The organism is Marinomonas communis, from assembly GCF_004363305.1.
GTDB lineage: Bacteria > Pseudomonadota > Gammaproteobacteria > Pseudomonadales > Marinomonadaceae > Marinomonas > Marinomonas communis.
Map to the genome: position 1 here is coordinate 51,975 of NZ_SNZA01000002.1, position 16,906 is coordinate 68,880.

Below are 16,906 nucleotides of genomic sequence, written 5' to 3' on the forward strand. Positions count from 1 at the left end.
ACACATGGCTGATCAAATGGATCAAGAATATCTGGCGAAACGCCAGTTAAAACGTGGCACCGCGGGCTGGCTACTCTTAGCAGGCTTGGGGGTATCGTATGTTATTTCTGGTGACTTCGCTGGTTGGAACTTTGGTATTGGCGAGGCTGGCTGGGGTGGCTTTGCCATCGCAGCTGTTCTTATGGGCTTAATGTACCTAACATTGGTGCTGTCTTTGGCCGAAATGTCAGCTTCAATTCCTGCGGCCGGTGGCGGCTACAGTTTCGCACGTCAAGCTATGGGCCCAGTTGGTGGCTATATGACGGGCTTGGCAGTCTTAATTGAATACGCCCTAGCGCCAGCGGCCATCGTAATTTTTATTGGCTCTGCCGTAGAAGAGTTACTAGGTTTCAACGGCCCTGTGGTCTACGCCTTATTCTACCTTGTGTTTATTGGTATTCACTTGGCAGGTGTCGGTGAAGCATTGAAAGTCATGATGGTCATTTCAGGCTTGGCAGTGGTCGCTATCCTTGGCACAGCAGTGGCATTGATCGGCGATTTCGATGCTTCTCGTCTATTTGATATCGCACCAACTGACGCAGCTGGCGCATCCGAGTTTATGCCATTTGGTTGGTACGGTGTGTGGGCGGCATTGCCGTTTGCGATGTGGCTATTCCTTGCAGTAGAAGGGGTACCTTTGGCAGCAGAAGAAGCGAAAAACCCAGCGCAAGACGTACCTAAAGGCATCATTGGTGCCATGATCTTCTTGCTATTCACTGCGGTGCTAGTGGTGTTCTTGCTAGCTGGCGTAACCGGTGCAGAAGCCATTGGTAGCAGTGCTGTCCCTCTAGTAGACGCACTAAACGTTGCCGGTAAACCTGTATTGGCAACGACGGTTAACGTCTTGGCTCTAGCGGGTCTTGTCGCGTCGTTCTTCTCGATTATTTACGGCTACAGCCGTCTAGTATTTGCTTTATCTCGCGCAGGCTACTTGCCAAAGGGCTTGTCTGTTACCAATGAACGTAAAGTGCCAGCGCGTGCCTTAATCGTACCAGGCGTATTTGGCTTCCTAGCGTCTTTAACGGGTGAAGGGGATCTGATGCTAGGTATGGCCGTGGTAGGTGCAACAGTATCTTACGCATTAATGGCATTGAGCCACATCCTGCTTCGCGTGAAACAACCTGACCTACCGCGTCCGTACAAAACACCTGGCGGCGTGATCACATCGGGGATCGCTTTGGTATTGTCACTTGTGGCGCTAACTGGAGTATATGCCTACGATCCACGTGCCTTTATGTACACTTTGGCGCTATTTGTCATCGGCGCTGCGTACTTCTTCTTATATAGCCGCAATCGTTTGGTGGCCAAAACACCAGAAGAAGAATTCAACATGTTGGCAGCGGCGGAAGCAGAGCTTTAATACCACCTTGCTAACACGCTAAGTGTGAAGAAAACCAAGTGTAAAAAGCGTCTCACGGCTCCCTAATCGTGAGGCGCTTTTTTAAGTTTCGACAACGCTTAGCCACACCATGACGGATAACATCCGCGCAATCCATCATGGGAATCCACCAATGCCCTATCACACCCGTTCGATCGATGGCGCGCCCCGTACCAAACTTCAATGTCTGTTGATCATTGCCGGGCAACCAGGTTTTGAATAAGCGATCCCAAATCGCGAGCAACACACCGAAGTTACGATCATAATGCGCCACATCCGTAGAATGATGGATCTGATGCTGAGCCGGAGAGATCAGCCACTTTTCTATACGTGGACCATAGCTCAATACCACCATTGAATGACGCAGGTTAGCGCCCAGTACATTGAATAAGAATGTCGTCACTAAGACACCGTAGATTTGCCACAAGGACACTTGATTAGGAAACAGCACCAAGAACACGCTAACCATAACACTTTGGACACAGAGAGAACGCATGAAGAACAGCACCCCTTCGACAGGGTGTGTACGAAAAACGGTGAAGGGCGTGAGCACTAGAGCGCTATGATGCACCTGGTGGAAAGCCCAAAGCATAGGGACCTTATGCAAACACCAATGAGTAAAGAACCGGGAGAAATCGTCTGCTATCACATAACAGAACGTAAACAACACCATCACCCAAGTGGTCGACCAACCCAGGCCAAGGGGTGTCAAACCTTGCTTTTGCCAATAGTAATATAAGCCACTGATCCACAAGGCGTGCGTGAGCGTTTTAGGGATTAACAGTGCCAGTAACAGCCGATTGCATAGCCACAACCCGACATCGGTTCTGGAAGATCGGCTCAACCAAACCTTAGGGGATACATAGGGCAGCAGACGTTGCCAGCCATGCTTACCATAGCGCCAATAGAACACGACAAAAGCGAACCCAACAGCACTTAGCAGATACCATAGGGAAACTCGTTTTCGAAGGTCCAATAAAGAAGAGCCTGCCGTAGCAAGCTCTTCCATAAGCCATGTTAAATAGCTTTCTAGCATAGACTACATTAGTCGTTTTCAGCGCTCTGTGCCGCAGCGTTCAATTGCTCTAGCACATCACTCATACCCGCTGTTTTGTCATTCAGCTTAGCCTCTAATGCGAAGCTTTGTGCCAACAGGTTTTGCACTTTGATCATGTTCAACTTGTATTCTTGCATCGGACCCGCATTGGCTTGAACGAAGCCACCTTTACCGTCCAGCGCGACAACTTGTGCATCACCGAACAATACTGGGCTAAAGCCGATCAAACGATCTAAACCTGCTTGAGCATTACCTAGATCACGACCAGCGGCTTCCAACGCTAGCGCAAAGCCTTTTAGCTCACCCCAGTGTTTCACGTAGTTGCGGTATGCTTTAGATACATCACCATGGGCTTCTTCAATCACTGCGATTTTTTCTAGGTCAGCGTAAACACTGCCCGCGTACTTGAACGCTGCCTCAGCAATCACTTGTTGCCACGCTGTAGCGATCACCGCTGCGTACTCTTTCAGCTCAGTACGTTGTGCATCTGTTAATGCCTTACCTTTTGCATCACTGATCAACTGACGACCATCAACAAAGGCTTGCATAATAGTATGGAAGTAGTTGGTTCCTGCACTGGCATCTACGCTGGCTGCATAGTAAGCGTGAGCAAAAGCCATTTCAGACTTCAGATCCACCACGCCATCACCGTTCGCGTCCGCTTTAGCGAAAACTTCAGGGTTTTGCTTCGTGATTTGCACCACTTCTTTCGCGCTTAAAGACAAGCCATTTGCAGGTGCACCAAAGTAGCCGAACGCTTCATCCCAAACGTGCTCTTTACCCGTGTAAGCTGTGCCTGGCTTGTAAGCTTCGTTGTTCGGATGCTGATCTGCTTCTAGCTTTTCTTCTAGGTAATGGTTAACGGCTTTGTTATAGAACACCGCACCCATGGCGAATTTTGAAATCAACTGTACGTAATCATAACCGTTGACTGGATCGTAACCCGCTTTTGTTTTTGCGGCCGCATCCACTAGTTGTTCTAACAGTTCTTGACCCGTTGGGTTACCTGGCCAGCCGGTGATTACACCATCGTAAGCGCTTGATAGTAAGTCTTTACCTGAAGAAAGCTCATCGATTTTACTCTGCTTCACAGGGAAACCATCTTTGCTAACCGGATCAAGGATCACACGACCAGCTTCTGTGCTCGACAAGTAGGTATTCATTTGTGCTTGATCACCTTTACCCGCTACCTTTTTCAAAGAGTTATGCAGCGCATGACGAGCAATTTGACCACCGTAAGAGACCGAGCTAGTTGCTGAGCCATCGTAGCCTTGCAGCGTTACACCAAACTCGTAGGATTGAGCAGCCATCGCACTTGTAGAGCAGGCAACCAACAGGCTAAGAAGTGTTTTTTTCATTATTTCATCCTTCGCAGGGTTATTTTAGTTGACAAAGTCAATTTATTTAGAAACCACTAATATAACCAGAAATGTAACAATACTAAGAATTATTATCAATATCACGCTACAACAAATGCAAGTAAGTATAGTCAAACGCTGGATATATAAAAAAACAAACTTATAATTGCTACACTTTTTTATGGATAACAAGACCAATAGGTCGCTTCACTCCCCCTAACTAGCAGTGATTCGGAGCAATTATGAAAAAAATAATCCTCAGCACCCTTGCCGGCTTAGCGCTGTCTTCAACCGCTATGGCTGATTTCCCGAACAAAGACATCCAAGGCATTATCCAGTGGGGCGCAGGCGGCTCTACCGATACGGTAATGCGTTCTGTATCACCACACGCAGAAGAAGTCTTAGGAACTGACATCATTTTGACCAACCGTACCGGCGGTGTCGGTGCCATTGCCACTAAATACGTTAATGCCAAAAAAGCGGATGGTTACACCCTACTAATGGGCGCAGAAAACCCGCAAATGTACAAAGTCCTAGGCTTGGCTGACATTGATTACAGCGACATGATTCCTGTTAATGTTCTAGCACGCGGCATCCCAATGTTGGTGGCGCAGAACGATGCGCCGTTCAACACCATGCAAGAGATGATTGACTACATCAAAGCCAACCCTGGCAGTGTTAAAGTGGGCTCTACTGGCCAAGGTGGTTTGGCTTCTATCGTTATGGCGATGATTGAATCCGAAGTTAAACTAGACGTCACCACGATCCCATACAATGGTGACGGTCCAGCACTGACAGCACTGCAAGGTGGCGCCATTGATGTGATGCCAGCGGTATTAGGTGCAGCGGTTCAACATATTAAAGCGGGCCGAATGAAAGCCATTGCATTGGTCGATAATCAACCAAGCCCTGTTTTACCTGAAGTAGGCATCATTACTGAAGCTCTACCCGGTTTAGACAAATACCTACCATACGGCCCTTTCTTTGGTGTCTTCGTAAAACAAGGTACGCCAGATGATGTGGTGGCTAAGCTAACCGATGCCTTTACCAAAGGTGCACAAGCTGAAGACTTCCAAACACTGATGAATAATCGCGGCTACGGCATCATGAACCTATCAGGCCAACCAGCTGTCGACTTTCTGGAAAACTACCGCTCTGTATCATCTTGGCTAGTACACGATGCAGGCTTCTCTAAGCGTTCTCCAGAAGAGTTCGGTATCCCACGTCCTTAATCAATGCATGTAACGGGGCATGTTGCAGAGCAACATGCCCCAAGCTTCGGAGCTTCTATGTCTAGGCTGCCATCTCGCTATCCTGGCGAAAGGCTGTTCAGCTTTTTATTGGTCATTTTCAGTATTTTTCTGTTGTGGCGTTCCTACCTTATTTCTGGCTTTTCTGAACTCAGCTCACCAGGCGCTGTGCCAATCGGTGCATCAGCGATGATGGTCTTAGCATCATGCATTGCCTTTACTCAGAGTCTCAAAACACCTTTGAATCAAGAAGCCCGCTTCTTCTATCACTGCTTCCCTCCGGTTGTCGGTTTCGTGATGGCTTTGGTGTTAGTGTATGCCGTCGTACTTGAGCAACTTGGCTTTATTGCCACTTCGATCATCTTTTTGTGGGTTGCTTTGAAGGTCTTATCCCAGCGCTCAGCATTGTGGTCACTTGGCTTAGCGTTACTCAGCCTTGTATTGATATACGTGGTCTTCCGCCTCATTTTTCAGATTGTGCTGCCAGAAGGAATTATTCCTGAGCGAGCGATCCTCGCAGCCATCTCACGCTTTTTCGGAGGAGAGTAATTATGGAGGCTTTAAATTACTTTGCTTTATCATGGCTCTCCCCTGAATTGTTAGCCCTTACCGCATTAGGTACTTTTTTAGGTATTTACGTCGGTGCGATCCCAGGCTTATCCGTTACTATGGCGGTATCGATCCTGATATCGTTCACCTTCTCCTGGGACGTCAATCATGCCCTGTGTTTGATGGTCGGCATCTTCATGGGAGGGGTATACGGCGGCTCACGCACAGCCATTCTGCTCAATATCCCAGGGGCGCCATCAGCCATTGCAACGGCACTAGATGGTTATCCACTTGCTAAGAAAGGTTTAGCGGGTGAGGCCATCGGCTTATCTACTGTGATGTCTGTCATCGGTGGCTTTGTCGGCATCTTCGTTCTGGCCATTGCAGCCCCAACCATCAGTGAATTTGCGATCACCTTCCAGCCTCGCGATTACTTACTGTTGGCGGTTCTAGGGTTAACGTTAGTTGGTTCCCTTTCATCTGGTAGCCTTGCCAAAGGCTTGTTTGCTGGCGCTTTGGGTGTATTGGTCGGCACCGTTGGACTAGACCCTTTAACCGCAGAAGAGCGCTTTACTTTTGGCATTATTGAACTGTGGGACGGCATCAACGTGATCGCTGCAATGATTGGTTTGTTTGGTGTCTCTGAGGCGCTCCATCAGCTCCACCATTTAGATAAAGCCATCATCAAGCAAAAAATTTCTCGCATTATTCCACCTTGGGCCGATGTGCGTCGCTTCTTGCCACTTAGCATTCAGTCTTCTTTCATCGGCGTCATCATTGGTGCCTTGCCTGGTACTGGTGGCGACATTGCGGCATTGATGGCGTACGACCAAGCTAAGCGCTCCACCAAAAAGCCTGAAGTACCCTTTGGGCAAGGAGCTAAAGAAGGCCTGATTGCGCCCGAAGCTGCCAATAACGCTGCCGTAGGTGGTGCCTATATTCCAATGTTAACTCTCGGGATACCGGGCGATGCCGTAACGGCCGTGTTTATCGGCGCGCTCTTTATTCACGGTTTAAACCCGGGGCCTCTGCTGCTGATTGAACAACCGCATATGTTCTGGTTCACCGTGGGCAATTTAACCCTAGCCAATATTTTTGTATTGATCTTTGGCTTGACTGGCATTCGCATTTTCTCGAAATTGGTTGAATGCCCGAAAGGGGTATTGATACCTCTCATCTTGCTGTTATCAGTAGTGGGCGCTTATGCCATCAACAACTCAGTTGTTGATGTGTGGTGGATGTTGGCCTTTGGTGTCTTAGGCTACTTTATGCGTCTGTATAACTACCCTATTGGCCCCGTTATTCTAGGCGTTATTTTGAGCAAGCTAATGGACGAAAACTGGCGCCGCGCCATCTTGTCCGAACGTGGCGATATGGGACAGTTCTTTGCGAATCTGTTCTCCAGCCCTCTTTCGAGTGTTTTGTTTGCTGCCATCGTGTTCGCCTTGTTTACGCAAACTCCGCTTTGGACACGCTGGTTAAAGCCCAAACTATTCACCAAAGCCTAGTCATTGCCCTCCCTTATATCGATAACACGGTTTTCACCGTGTTATCGAATCAAAATGATCTGAAAACGCACGATAAACCGCTTCCATTCTGGAGCAAAAAACCTATGATCGCATTTTTATAACACCACATTCATAGAGAGGTTGTGCGTGCTAAACGAAGAGTTTATTGATCTGCTAAAGGGCCTGATTCGCGCGCCATCCGTAGTTGGTGCTGAGCATTCTTTCTTTCGCGTTTTACAGCGTGAGCTAGAAGAACGTGGCGCTAAAGTAACATGGTACGAAGGGGTTTTGGTTGCCCAAGGTAGTGACCCGTTTAGCACTATGTTTTCGGCGCACATTGATCGTCATGGTTTGGTATGTACCGGCCCTAATGAGTTTCAATATGCAGCCTTCGTTTCTGCGAACCGCACTGACTTACTCAACAACTCCGTCTCTGAACAGTTGATGACAAAGGTTACCGAGCGCTTCAACCAAGAACGTGTTTACGCATATGAAACATGGTCAGGCGGCTATCGTGGTAAAGGCGTCATTCGCAACGGCTACATTTGTGAGTTTCGTAACAACCTGATTTTCGAAGTGGATGGCTTAGAAGGCGTTGTCGCTGGCACCCCTGTTGCCTTTGAAGACACGCTGTCGAAAAATGGCGACCGATTAGAAGGTCAGCTGGATAACGTACTGTGTGCTGCAGCACTGGTGCATATGTTCAGCTTGGGCTTTAAAGGCACTGCTTTCTTTACGGCGCAAGAAGAAGCCGGTAAAAGCTGGCGCTACTTATTGGAGTGGTTCCGTCGCTTCGGTGGCACCACTAACCGCCTGTTTGTAGTAGACACCAGTCCATTCCCAGACATTGAAAGCGCTAATGAACAACTGTTGGTACTACGTGAGAAAGATGCCAACGCATCGTTTAACCCTGAAAGTACTGCACTGCTTGAGAAACTGTGTCAGGACATAGGCTTTAGCTATTTGTTTAAAAACCGTTATGTTGAAGCGGAAAACGAAAAACTGGTTGCTAGTGGACAATCCCCTAACTCGTTAGGAAGTACTGAACTAGGGCGGATTATCGCCGCATCCAATGGTTTAGTGGATGGTACAACATTACAGATTCCTACAACGGGGTACCACACCATGCATGAGTCAGCTTCTATTGCCTCTATCAATGCGTTTTTAACCATGCTGACAGCCATTGCGAATCTTTAATCTGTACACAATTGGCGTTTTTGCCTCTTGTTCGGCCTGTTTACCGGGCAAGATGTGCAAAAGTCATGTAATTAACCGCGTCATTTATTAAGAAAACTAATGACTTACCGATATAGAATTGTGTAAAGATGCCAAAAAGTGTCAACTTTGCGTCAATATGATTCAAGATCCGCACAAAGCCGACACTTCTTGCACTTTTGAATCTCATACCAAAATTGAAGTTTTCATGTACACTTTACTCATTATCCAATGACATTCCCCTAAGGAGAGAGACATGTCGAATATCTTTAAGAAAACCGCTCTTGTAAGCAGTATTCTTGCGGCAACTGCTGCAACAACTCTAGCTCACGCTGATCAGCCAGCTCCAGGTTTCACTTTGACACCAAGCATTGGTTACTCAATGCCTGATAGCAATCGTGACCTTGAAGACGATCGTGCGTTTGGTCTGAGCTTTGGTTACCAGTTCGATAACCCATGGGCGGTAGAGTTCACTTATCTTAACCTTGATAGCGAACTAGAAAATGGCCAAGACATTGATGCAAACCAATACCGCATTGATGGCCTATACAGCTTCTTCAATGAATCAAGTGTAACGCCATACCTAGCAGCTGGTTTGGGTACAACTAGCTACGACGTGCTAGAAAGCGATAACAACACTCAGCTAAACGCCGGTGGTGGTCTGAAGTTCGCACTGACTGATGCTACGGCACTTCGTGCAGACTACCGCGTAGTGGAAGACTTAGAAGCAGATCACACTGATCAAATCGCAACCATCGGTTTGATGTACGCATTTGGTGGTAAGAAAGCAGAGCCAGCTCCAGTTGTTGTTGAACCAACGCCTGTCGTAGAGCCTGAGCCAGCACCAGTTGTAGAACCAGAGCCAGCAGCGCCAGTGAAAACTGTGTTGCCATACGACATTCACTTTGCTTTCGACTCTGCACACGTAGCTCAATCTGAATACTCTGACCTTCAGAGCATCGCGGACTACCTAGCAAATAACCCAGAGCAAGTAGCTCAAATCCGTGGCTTTGCAGATGCTATCGGTACAGACACTTACAACCAAGAGTTGTCTGAAAAACGTGCTCAAGCGGTCGCTGATCGTCTAGTACAAGAGTTCGGTGTTGACGCTAGCCGTCTAGACACTGTTGGTTACGGTGAAGCGTACCCAGTTGTGGAAAACGACTCAAAAGCAAATCGTCAAATGAACCGTCGTGCAACAACGGTTTCTTTCTCTTCTCGTGAAGCGATGGAAAACGATATGCCTAACTAAGGTTTATCTCGTTACATAAAAAAACCAGACTTCGGTCTGGTTTTTTTATGTACGCCCTAAAAGTTAGTGACAGCTGCCTTTCTTAGCTTGTCCAGGTGGGCAAAACTTACCCGAGCCTTGACCGTCATGCCCTTTATGATGGTCACCACTTCGACTAGCTTCCACATCAACACCCGCAATTTCTCCAGCGACACGATGCACAGAACAACCAGACAGAACTAACACAGAGCTGATTAATAGGATCATCATTTTCATAGACATTTCTCTCCTGCAAATAACTTAACCATAGATAACAAGTCGTTTGATTACCTCTTCTTTTACATCTCACAAACGAACTTTTCACGGATTAGACAGTTGCAGTAACATTTTGCCTCACATTTTATAAACCAAGCTCTTACCTAGATAACACCAACTAAAGCGCGTCACAACATAGGCCACCATCAAACCGGCGATAACAAGCTCCACCGTTGCTAACCAATACAGTTGATTTGCATATTCAGACAGCCAAACGTGCTGAGAAAAGACCTCTGACGCTTTGAATAGCGCCGTAGGGCTGATCACAAGAGGAAAGGTAAACGCTGCGTAACCGGGACTAAATGGCAATGCTAGTAAGTGCCATAAAGAAGCGTAGATCACACAAGTCATCAGCAATGCCACGCCTAGCAAGATCATCACCAGCAAGAAAGAAGGTTGTTCCATGACCGTTAAATAGGCTGTCAGCGTCAAACTGGCTGGCGCAGCTAAAATGGCCAGTGTCGGTTTAGCTTGATCCGGTAACCCCTCACCAGTAATCAGCCGGTATAGCATAAAAGGTAATAAGGCCGCATAGCTGCTCAAGCCAAACCAGACAATGCCTTTCGCTAAAGCCAGATACTCTGTATTAGGGACGGTTAGTGCAGCAACACTCAATCCAACAGGCGGAACAAACCAACTAGGAATTAACTCTTTTAAAGAGCGGGCACGTACTCGATGCCAAACAAAGGCCACTAGAAACATAAAGTGTGTCACCACGGCAACACTCCATAACGCTAAAGCAAAGGTGTTAGACCAAGCCGTCAACGCTAAAGAAATCACCATCGCCGCCATGGCAAAGGTGGGCACCACACTGCCAACTACAGGGTGGGACAAATCCCGCCATAGACTCTTAGGGTGTAAAATAAACTTCGTCGTCAGCAATAGCAGCAATATCACGGCACAACTCAATAATCCCCAGCACAACCACCAAAGATCTGGCATCACATGGTGTAACACACCACTTAGAGAGGCCATCCCTAACGACAAACCAGCCAAGGGCGTTGGAGCATTTAGCAAGGCTTGTCTGACAGTATTCATGGCATCTCTCCAATAGAACTAAATAACAATGACGCCATGTTAAACGTGCTATATTGAATAGAAAATCTATATGTTTTAAACAGTATATTTAGAAAATCAAAACATGAAACTGACCTTACACCAGCTCCGGACCTTTTCTGCCATCGCGCGCTTCGGCAATCTCAATCAAGCCAGCGAAGAACTATGCTTATCGAAAGGAGCTTTATCACAGACATTGCAACAACTTGAGCAACAACTGGCGACGGAACTTTTTGATAGAGTCCAGCGCCGCTTGAAGCTTAATAGTCAGGGGCGCTTACTGCTGCCCTTAGCAGAGGAGATGCTTTCACGAGCACAAGAGATCGAGCAGCTATTTGGCTCTTATGAACATCAGCCAGAAGTGCTGAATATTGGCGCAAGCCAGACCATCGGTAACTACATGCTACCCACGTTACTGGCATCACAACCCACCTTATGCCAAGCCAAAATCCAAATCGCAAACACCCAAACCCTATGCCAGCAATTACTGCGGTTTGAACTCGATATGGCACTGGTCGAAGGGCAAAATACCCATGCAGAATTACAAGCAACGCCGTGGCAACAGGATGAAATGATCCTAATTGCTGCGCCTAACCACCCTCTCTTATACCAAGGTAGTGTCAGCTTAGCGGATCTGGATGGTCAGCCGTGGGTGCTTAGGGAGGCCTATTCAGGAAGCCGTGAGCAATTCGAACGACATATTCGCCCAGCGCTCACAAACGTAAATCAGGTCATGGAATTTAGCAGTCTTGAATCGATTATGCTGGCCGTCGAGAACGGTTTAGGGCTGTCATTCATATCATTGATTGCGGCCCAAGCACGTTTAGAGTTAGGGCGTATTGCTAGATTGCCCTATCCAAACCATTTTTACCGCCAATTATCGATTGTTCAGCATCGTCATAAGTACGCTTCCAAAGGAATGAAAACGCTCACCGAACACTTTCTTAACGCCACCTAAACTCGACGCGACAAAAAAGGCGATGGTCAATGACTCATCGCCTTTTGTATAGGTTTAAAGCGTTTCTAAATTACGCTTCGAAACGGTCTAGAGACTCTAGCGGGTAGAAGTCTGGGTATGGTAGAGACGCTACACCTGAATCCACTGCTGCTTTTGCAACCGCAGCCGATACTTCTGTTAGCAAACGCGCATCCATTGGCTTAGGTAGGATGTACTCTTTACCAAACTCAAGCGCCGCACCGCCGTAAGCCGTGATAACGTCTTGTGGTACTGGCTCTTTCGCAAGGTCTTTCAGAGCGTGAACCGCTGCCACTTTCATCTCTTCGTTGATCTTCGTTGCACGAACGTCCAACGCACCACGGAAGATGAATGGGAAGCCAAGTACGTTGTTTACTTGGTTCGGGTAGTCAGAACGGCCTGTTGCCATGATCAAATCAGAACGTGCCGCCAGTGCCGCTTCTGGGTTGATCTCTGGATCAGGGTTAGAACATGCGAATACCACTGGGTTAGCGGCCATTTTCTTCAGCTGCTCAACCGATAGTAGATCAGGACCTGATACACCGATGAATACGTCTGCACCTTCGATCGCATCATCTAGAGTGCGAGCAGGTGTTTCGATAGCAAATGTTGCTTTGTACTCATTTAGGTCGTCACGGCCAGAGTGAATTACACCTTTACGATCAAGAACGTAAATGTTTTCACGCTTCGCGCCACAAGCAATGATTAGGTTCATACATGCCGTCGCTGCAGCACCCGCACCTAGACATACGATTTTCGCATCTTCGATAGCTTTGCCTTGAAGTTCAAGCGCATTCAGAAGGCCTGCAGCCGTTACGATTGCTGTACCGTGCTGATCATCGTGGAATACAGGGATTGAACAACGCTCGATTAGCTGACGCTCAATTTCAAAACACTCAGGTGCTTTGATGTCTTCTAGGTTAATACCACCGTAAGTGTTCGCAATACGCGCAACAGTATCGATGAAGGCTTCTGGGCTTTCTGCTTCGACTTCAACGTCTACTGAGTTAACACCTGCGAAACGCTTGAATAGAACACCTTTACCTTCCATTACTGGCTTAGAAGCCAATGGACCGATGTTACCCAAGCCTAGTACTGCAGAACCATCAGAAATTACGGCAACTAGGTTACCTTTACCAGTGTAACGGTAAGCCGTTTCAGGATCTTTCGCGATTTCGCGGCAAGGTTCAGCAACGCCTGGGCTGTATGCCAAAGAAAGATCACGTGAAGTCGCTGTTGGCTTGCTGATAGTGATGTTTAGTTTGCCTGGTACAGGTTTCTCATGGTACTCAAGCGCCGCTTGTTTTAGATCTTCTGCCATTTTTGTTATTCCGTCTAATTAGTAGTGTTGTTCGTTGCTTTGCAGCATTTGGGTGACTTTCTGGTGTTAGTAATGCTTGTGGCATTCACCTAGAAGACACGCCTTATCGTTATAAATATAGTATGTCGTCATTGCGACGCCTCAATTCTACGTAAGTCTTGAGGATGTTTCACCGTTAAAACCACCGATTTAAAGCGATCTTTTTGGTGTTTTTTGCGTTGGTATTGCCAACCGCGTGCTTCAACAAGCTTTCCTTGAAGAAAGTACACGTCTTTTTTGTGCCAATATTGCTCCGCGTAGCGAGGAATATTGATCACCAAATCTTGTTCCGTTTCCAACCACCAGCCGCCGCGATTGTACGTGACAGAGGTGATTTTGGATTGCGTTAGAGCGAATCCGGAGTTAGGTTGCCATGGTTTCGGCGTCTGCCAAACACCTCGTTCCGCCTGTCTTGCGCTGTACTCAGCCTTATCTAGGCAATCTTGGTAAGCGACATTAGGCGGCACCGCAACACGATAACCAAGCCCTTCTGATAGTAACTGACTTGATATCGAGGCTCGATCTTTCGTAAATAAATAATACAGCTTACGACCATAACGATCTTCACTTTCTTGGGCGCTTTGCCAATAAATGTGATCTCCCGCAAGCACTTCCAAGCGCTGTTTAGCTTCTAGCGCAAACGCATCGTGTTTGCCGTGTTCATGGTCTAATTCAGGTGTATTGATGCCGACTAAACGGACTTTCCGCCCATCGGTCAGATGCAGGGTATCACCATCAATCACGCGTTTTACCGCGGCGCGATGAAGTTCCCCTTGGGCCAGACACTGAGCATAGCTATCAAGTGATAGGCATAAAAAAAGCGCCAAGAAAACTTGGCGCTTTTTTTGAATCAGCATACGTGCCATCCACCAATTACTTAGTAGAACGACGAGCTCCGAAACGCTTGTTGAAGCGATCAACACGACCACCTGTATCAACCATTTTCTGTTGACCAGTGTAGAAAGGGTGGCAGTTGCTGCATACGTCGATGTGCAGGTCGTTGCCTAGTGTTGAGTTTAGAGTAAGAGTGTTACCACAAGTACAAGTTGCAGAAACAGCTGAGTAATTTGGGTGGATATCTTTTTTCATCGTTTTTTACCTTAAGGTTTGGTGTGCCGCCACTTAGTCAGTAATCGTTGCTAAGCACCGCACGATTCGTTGTACATCAATTGTACAGTGGTACCAAGAGCCGCGTATTTTAGGCGTCTAAACGCCATTCGGCAAGCCCTTTTACGATAATTTCACCCCTTGAAAACCCATGAAAAGTTCACATTTTCCATTCAGACTAACGTACACTTAACTGATAATCTGTTACATGAAATCTTTTTGCTGATAAATCAAGGTATTAGTCTTTATATGGTCGATGCACTGCTTACTCAAGACCCGTACGTAAAAGTGGCGCTTAATGTGCCTTTACGTGCGACCTTTGACTACAAAGTCCCTAAGGCATTGGCTTATCGTCACCACATACGCCCTGGCATGCGCGTCAAAGTGCCTTTTGGTAAAGGGGATCGACACAGCGTCGGCCTAGTGATTGAGACCAGCTCTAACAGCGACTATGACGATGCGCAGATTAAACCTATTACGGCATTATTAGATGAAAGCCCGATCCTCTCTAAAGAGTTGTTCGATTTATGTGCTTGGGCGGCACGTTACTATCATCACCCGGTTGGTGAAGTGTTTTTTCACGCTCTACCGACGAGTCTACGCAAGGGTGAACGCCCAGAGTTTCGTACAGAGACCTGGTGGTTTTTAACCCCGGAAGGTAAAGCCACGACGGCTGAGTCACTAAAAAATGCCAAACAACAAAAAGCCTTTCTAGAAGCTGCTCAACAACATGAAGAACACGGCCTAAGCCCACACTTGTTGACCGTACTGGAACTCACCACTGCCGCTGCCAAAGGCCTCGAAAAGAAGGGGCTGGTGCGCAGCGAGCAGCGTAATTTCATCAAGTCGGTTGAGACACACGCTCACCAAAAGCAAGTACCGCCAACATTAAATCTTGAGCAAGCCGCCGCCACGAAAACGATCTTAGCCATGCGCAATGAATTTGGCGTGGCCTTACTCGATGGCATTACCGGTAGTGGTAAAACAGAAGTCTTTTTACGAGTGATCGACGCCTTGCTCAAAGAAGACAAGCAAGTCTTGGTGATGGTGCCAGAGATTGGCCTAACACCGCAGACGCTGCGTCGCTTTGAAAATCGTTTCAACACCGACATTGTGCTGATGCATTCCAATATGACAGATCGCGAGCGTTTGGATGCTTGGCTCATGATCGAACAAGGGGAAGCCAAGATCATTATTGGCACACGCTCTTCTGTGTTTATACCGACCGCGAACTTAGGTCTGATCATCATCGATGAAGAGCACGATGCGTCTTACAAACAGCATGAAGGGTTTCGCTATCATGCCCGTGACCTCGCTATCAAACGCGCTCAAGGACAAAACATACCCGTACTGCTGGCATCCGCTACCCCCTCATATGAAAGCTTGGCCAACGCCCTACAAAAGCGTTATTCGTGGCTTAAATTACGCCAACGGGCGGGGGACGCTGAACTACCGCAAATGGAACGAGTTGATTTGCGTGGCCAAAGTCTTAAACAAGGTTTTAGCGAATACACTCTGGAGCGTATGCGCCAAACCTTAGAGCGTAAAGAGCAGGTATTAGTGTTTTTAAATCGTCGTGGCTACGCCCCCACATTGATGTGCCATCAGTGTGGTTGGATCGCCGCGTGCGATCATTGTGACGTCAATCTCACCGTCCATAAGCGAGCCAATAAACTCCACTGTCACCATTGCGACAGTCACAAAGCCCTACTACACACCTGCCCAGAATGTCACAGCAATGAACTGTTCACGGTTGGTGAAGGCACGGAGCAGGTCGAGGGTGTGCTCAATCAAATTTTCCAACACACTCCAGTCTTGCGAATTGACCGGGACAGTACGCAACGCAAGTCAGCTCTGACCCAGATCACTCAGAAAATCCACGAACATGACCAAGCCATTCTTGTGGGAACACAGATGCTTGCCAAGGGCCACCACTTTCCGAATGTGACCTTGGTAGTGATTATGGATGCCGACGTGGGTTTATTCTCTTCAGACTTTCGCGGTATGGAACGCACGGCACAGCTTATTACGCAAGTAGCTGGGCGTGCTGGCCGTAGCTCAAAGCGCGGCCATGTTTTGCTGCAAACCTATCATCCAGATCACATCGCAATACAGTGCTTATGTGAACAAGGCTATGAAGCCTTAGCCATGGATGGTCTGAGAGAGAGGCAGCAATTATCTTTGCCGCCCTTTTATCATCAAGTCATTATCCGCGCAGAGTCTCAGCAAGAGGCACACGCCATGGAGCTTTTGATGGCACTCAGACAAGCCTTATCAGTCCACTTGTCGGAGGGCATGCAAGTAGTTGGCCCGTATGCCGCCATTATTGTACGTAAGGCCGGACAGCACCGAGCATTATTAAATGTAAAGAGCCCTCAACGAGGCAACTTGCATGCGGTGATCGCTCAAGCCAGCCAATGGCTTGAACAACACACCCGCAATCAACGAATTCGTTTCGCAATTGACGTTGATCCACTGGAAACTTTTTAGCGCTCTGCGCATAATGG

The 16,906-nt window shown here is 47.6% G+C and carries 15 protein-coding genes; 8 read left to right on the forward strand and 7 right to left on the reverse strand.

Going from position 1 to position 16,906, the window contains the following annotated elements; translation table 11 throughout:
• Positions 1-4 precede the first annotated feature (4 nt).
• On the forward strand, positions 5-1,399 hold the full coding sequence (gene eat / locus C8D85_RS06655; protein WP_133560931.1) for an ethanolamine permease: 1,395 nt from the start codon (positions 5-7) through the stop codon (positions 1,397-1,399).
• Positions 1,400-1,451: 52 nt separating this feature from the next.
• Here eat and C8D85_RS06660 read toward each other — a convergent pair whose 3' ends face one another.
• Positions 1,452-2,453: a sterol desaturase family protein gene (locus tag C8D85_RS06660; protein ID WP_133560933.1), complete on the reverse strand. Its 1,002-nt coding sequence runs from the start codon at positions 2,451-2,453 to the stop codon at positions 1,452-1,454.
• An 8-nt stretch (positions 2,454-2,461) separates the two neighbouring features.
• Positions 2,462-3,832 (reverse strand): DUF4856 domain-containing protein, encoded by a 1,371-nt coding sequence (locus C8D85_RS06665; RefSeq protein WP_133560935.1) that lies wholly within the window; start codon positions 3,830-3,832, stop codon positions 2,462-2,464.
• Between the two features lie 242 nt (positions 3,833-4,074).
• On the opposite strand from C8D85_RS06665, the gene C8D85_RS06670 reads away from it, so the two are divergent.
• The 5 genes from C8D85_RS06670 (at position 4,075) to C8D85_RS06690 (ending at position 9,606) form a co-directional block, all read left to right on the forward strand.
• Complete coding sequence (locus C8D85_RS06670) at positions 4,075-5,064, forward strand: tripartite tricarboxylate transporter substrate binding protein (protein ID WP_133560937.1); 990 nt, start codon at positions 4,075-4,077, stop codon at positions 5,062-5,064.
• A 57-nt stretch (positions 5,065-5,121) separates the two neighbouring features.
• Complete coding sequence (locus C8D85_RS06675; protein WP_133560939.1) at positions 5,122-5,631, forward strand: tripartite tricarboxylate transporter TctB family protein; 510 nt, start codon at positions 5,122-5,124, stop codon at positions 5,629-5,631.
• 2 nt (positions 5,632-5,633) lie between these two features.
• On the forward strand, positions 5,634-7,139 hold the full coding sequence (locus tag C8D85_RS06680; protein WP_133560941.1) for a tripartite tricarboxylate transporter permease: 1,506 nt from the start codon (positions 5,634-5,636) through the stop codon (positions 7,137-7,139).
• A 147-nt stretch (positions 7,140-7,286) separates the two neighbouring features.
• Positions 7,287-8,336: a peptidase M42 gene (locus tag C8D85_RS06685; RefSeq protein ID WP_211342148.1), complete on the forward strand. Its 1,050-nt coding sequence runs from the start codon at positions 7,287-7,289 to the stop codon at positions 8,334-8,336.
• Between the two features lie 274 nt (positions 8,337-8,610).
• Entirely contained in the window at positions 8,611-9,606 is a 996-nt protein-coding gene (locus C8D85_RS06690; RefSeq protein WP_133560945.1) for an OmpA family protein, read from the forward strand.
• Between the two features lie 63 nt (positions 9,607-9,669).
• On the opposite strand, the gene C8D85_RS06695 is transcribed toward C8D85_RS06690, so the two are convergent.
• Complete coding sequence (locus tag C8D85_RS06695; protein ID WP_211342149.1) at positions 9,670-9,867, reverse strand: hypothetical protein; 198 nt, start codon at positions 9,865-9,867, stop codon at positions 9,670-9,672.
• Between the two features lie 111 nt (positions 9,868-9,978).
• Positions 9,979-10,938 (reverse strand): TDT family transporter, encoded by a 960-nt coding sequence (locus tag C8D85_RS06700; protein WP_133560949.1) that lies wholly within the window; start codon positions 10,936-10,938, stop codon positions 9,979-9,981.
• A gap of 103 nt (positions 10,939-11,041) precedes the next feature.
• Between C8D85_RS06700 and C8D85_RS06705 the strand changes: the two genes are divergently transcribed.
• Complete coding sequence (locus C8D85_RS06705; protein WP_133560951.1) at positions 11,042-11,914, forward strand: LysR family transcriptional regulator; 873 nt, start codon at positions 11,042-11,044, stop codon at positions 11,912-11,914.
• Between the two features lie 70 nt (positions 11,915-11,984).
• Here the strand turns inward: C8D85_RS06705 and C8D85_RS06710 are convergent, their stop codons facing one another.
• The 3 genes from C8D85_RS06710 to rpmE form a co-directional block, all read right to left on the reverse strand.
• A complete protein-coding gene (locus tag C8D85_RS06710) occupies positions 11,985-13,253 on the reverse strand; it encodes a malic enzyme-like NAD(P)-binding protein (RefSeq protein WP_133560953.1) in 1,269 nt (422 codons plus the stop codon).
• Between the two features lie 128 nt (positions 13,254-13,381).
• Positions 13,382-14,149: a thermonuclease family protein gene (locus C8D85_RS06715; RefSeq protein WP_133560955.1), complete on the reverse strand. Its 768-nt coding sequence runs from the start codon at positions 14,147-14,149 to the stop codon at positions 13,382-13,384.
• A gap of 16 nt (positions 14,150-14,165) precedes the next feature.
• The gene (gene rpmE, locus C8D85_RS06720) at positions 14,166-14,381 is read right to left on the reverse strand and encodes a 50S ribosomal protein L31 (RefSeq protein WP_067332970.1); all 216 of its coding nucleotides are present in this window, start codon (positions 14,379-14,381) and stop codon (positions 14,166-14,168) included.
• Positions 14,382-14,618: 237 nt separating this feature from the next.
• Here rpmE and C8D85_RS06725 point away from each other — a divergent pair, with 237 nt between their 5' ends.
• Positions 14,619-16,889, forward strand: a complete 2,271-nt coding sequence (locus C8D85_RS06725; RefSeq protein ID WP_244936951.1) for a primosomal protein N' — start codon at positions 14,619-14,621, stop codon at positions 16,887-16,889.
• The last annotated feature ends 17 nt before the right edge of the window (positions 16,890-16,906 follow it).